General features: G+C 74.2%; 2 protein-coding genes. Both read left to right on the top strand.

Translation table 11 applies throughout. The features are described from left to right. Positions 1-1,636 (top strand): DUF501 domain-containing protein (locus HMPREF3105_RS13710; RefSeq protein WP_371441111.1); only part of this gene is annotated, 1,636 nt, incomplete at its 5' end. 53 nt (positions 1,637-1,689) lie between these two features. After that, entirely contained in the window at positions 1,690-3,105 is a 1,416-nt protein-coding gene (locus HMPREF3105_RS09920; RefSeq protein ID WP_070709479.1) for an NAD(P)/FAD-dependent oxidoreductase, read from the top strand. Positions 3,106-3,156: the final 51 nt, after the last annotated feature.

Raw genomic sequence — 3,156 nt, 5'->3', positions numbered from 1 at the left:
CCCCCGCCCGCACCACCCCCGCACCCCCGAGGACACCATGACCGTCAGCCCCCGCCCCGCCCAGGACCGCACCGTCACCGAGCAGGACCTGGACACCCTGTCCCGCCAGCTCGGCCGCCCGGTCCGGGACGTCGTGGAGATCGGTGCCCGCTGCGTGTGCGGCAACCCCCTCGTGGCCACCACCGCGCCGCGGCTCTCCAACGGCATCCCGTTCCCCACGACCTTCTACCTGACGCACCCCGTGCTGACGGCGGCGGTCTCGCGCGTGGAGGCGGACGGGGAGATGGCGCGCATGAACGACCGCCTCGCCCAGGATCCCGCGCTCGCGGCCGCGCACCGCGCGGCGCACGAGGCCTACATCGCCGAGCGGGACCGGGTCGGGGCCGAGGCCGGCACGGGGCCCGTCCCGGAGATCGCCGGGGTCTCGGCCGGCGGCATGCCCGAGCGCGTGAAGTGCCTGCACGCCCTCGTGGGCCACGCGCTCGCGGCCGGGCCGGGGGTGAACCCGCTCGGTGACGAGGCGATCGCCCTGGTGGCCCCGTGGTGGACGCCCGAGGTCTGCGCGTGCGAGGGCGCGTGGGACGAGGCCGCGGCGGTGCCCACGAAGGACCTGTCCCGGCACGTGAGGCACCTCGAACGCGTCGCCGCGCTCAAGGAGGTCACGGTGGCCGGCGTGGACTGCGGCACGAACTCCATCCGCCTGCTGATCTCCCGGCCGGCCGGGACGGATGAGACCACCGGCGCCGTGGCCGACCCGACGGCGCCGCTGGCCGACGTCGTGCGCGAGATGCGCGTGGTGCGCCTGGGCGAGGGCGTGGACGCCACCGGCGCGTTCTCCGACGCCGCGCTGGAGCGCACCTTCGCGGCGGTGGACGAGTACGCCCGCCTGGTCCAGCGCCACCACGCCGGCCGGGTCCGGTTCGTGGCCACCTCCGCCAGCCGGGACGTCTCCAACCGGGCCGCGTTCGTCGACGGCGTCCGGGAGCGGCTCGGCGTCGAGCCGGAGGTCGTCTCGGGCGCCGAGGAGGCCGCCCTGTCCTTCGCGGGCGCCGTCTCCGCCGTCGAGACCGCGGACCTGGGCCCGGAGGACCTCGTGCTCGTCGTGGACCTCGGCGGCGGCTCCACCGAGCTGGTCGTCGGCACGCCTGCGGGCGAGGTCGTGGGCGCGGTCAGCCTGGACATGGGCTGCGTGCGGTTCACCGAGCGTCATCTGCGCTCCGACCCCCCGACGTCGGACGAGGTCGCCGCGGCCCGCGCGGACGCCCGCCGCCTCCTCGACGACGCCGCCGCCCGCCTGCCGCTGGAACGCGTGGCCCGCGTAGTCGGCGTGGCCGGCTCGGTGACCACCGTGACCGCCGAGGCCCTCGGGCTCAGCACGTACGAGCCCGAGGCCATCCACGGCGCGCGCCTGCCGATCGCGGAGTTCCGCGCGGCGGCGGAGGGCCTCGTGGCCGCGACCCGGGCCGAGCGCTCCGAGCGGGGGTTCATGCACCCGGGACGGGTGGACGTGATCGGCGCGGGCGCGCTGCTGTGGAGCACCGTCCTGGAGCGGGTGGCCGAGACCGCGGGCGTCACCGAGGCCTGGGCGAGCGAGCACGACATCCTGGACGGGATCGTGCTCTCGCTGCGGTCCTGATCACGGCGGCGGAAGATGGAGGGGCGGGGCCGGTGCGTGCGTAGACTGGCGGTATGTCTCTCACTCCTGAACTGTCTCCCAAGCCGCGCCTGCTGATCGTCGGCGGCGGCTACGCCGGTTTCCAGCTCGCGAAGGAGCTGCAGACCAAGGTCAAGGACCGCGGCGGCGTCGTGACCGTCGTGGACCCGCTGCCGTACATGACGTACCAGCCGTTCCTGCCCGAGGTCGTCGGCGGCCACATCGTGGGGCGCAACGTCGTCGTGGACCTCGCCACGCATCTCAAGGACGCCGAGGTGCTGCGCGGCACCGTCGTGAAGGTGGAGCACGCCCGCCGTGTCGCCACCGTGCGCGGCGAGGACGGCCACGAGTTCGAGCTGCCCTACCAGGACATCGCCATGACCGCCGGCGCCACCACCCGCGTCTTCCCGATCAAGGGCCTGGGCGAGCACGGCATCGGTCTGAAGACCGTGGAGGAGGCCGTGACGCTGCGCAACCAGATCCTGGAGCGCCTGGATGCCGCCTCCCTCATGGTGGACGCCGAGGCCCGTCGTCGCGCCCTGACCTTCGTGGTGGTCGGCGGCGGCTTCGCCGGCATCGAGACCGTGGGCGAGATGGAGCACCTCATCCGCACCGCCGTCGCCCGTAACCCGCGCCTGTCCCAGTCCGAGGTCCGCATCGTGCTCGTCGAGGCGATGGGCCGCATCATGCCCGAGGTCGGCGAGGACCAGGCCGTCGGCGTGGTGGAGCACCTGAAGGACCGCGGCATCGAGGTCCTGCTCAACACCTCGCTGGGCGACGCCACGGACGGGATCATGACCCTCGTGGACATGAAGGACAAGTCCGAGAAGGAGAAGTTCGGGGCCGATACCCTCGTGTGGACCGCGGGCGTGGCCGCCAACGCCGTCGCCAAGCAGACCGACTTCCCGGTCGAGGAGCGTGGCCGCATCGAGGTCACCCCCACCCTCCAGGTCAAGGACGGGGAGGACGGCGTGCTCGAGGGCGCCTGGGGCTGCGGCGACGTCTGCGCCGTCCCGGACCTGACCGGCGCGGGCCCCGGCGGGTTCTGCGTCCCGAACGCCCAGCACGCCGGCCGTCAGGCCAAGCAGCTGGCCGCCAACTACATGGCCGTCCGCCACGGCGAGGGCGAGGTGCAGGAGTACGTGCACAAGTCGCTCGGCGCCGTCGCGGGCCTGGGCTTCTTCAAGGGCGTCGGCAACCCGCTCGGCGTGAAGATCTCCGGCCCGGCCGCCTTCCTGGCGCACCGCGGCTACCACGCCTACGCGATGCCCACCCTGGACCGCCGCTTCCGGATCCTCTCCGGCTGGGTCGCCGAGACCCTGTTCGGCCGCGACTCCACCTCGGTGGCGGGCCTGGACACCCCGTTCAACCCGTTCCGCCGCGCCGCCGGCGTCGAGCTCGAGCCCGGCCGCTTCGAGCGGCAGCGGGCCCTCGAGTCCTCGAAGGGCTGATCCTGCAGCCAGCGGGCCGCCGGCCCCGTCCGAGCGCATCGGACGGGGCCG

It is taken from the genome of Micrococcus sp. HMSC31B01 (genome assembly GCF_001816085.1).
Classification (GTDB): domain Bacteria; phylum Actinomycetota; class Actinomycetes; order Actinomycetales; family Micrococcaceae; genus Micrococcus; species Micrococcus luteus.
Note: the sequence above shows the minus strand (reverse complement) of the source record. Positions and strands in the feature narration are given on the sequence as shown.

Excerpts from the sequence above, each read along its gene's own strand:
- HMPREF3105_RS09920 (WP_070709479.1), top strand. The coding sequence starts at position 1,690 with ATGTCTCTCACTCCTGAACTGTCTCCCAAGCCGCGCCTGCTGATCGTC.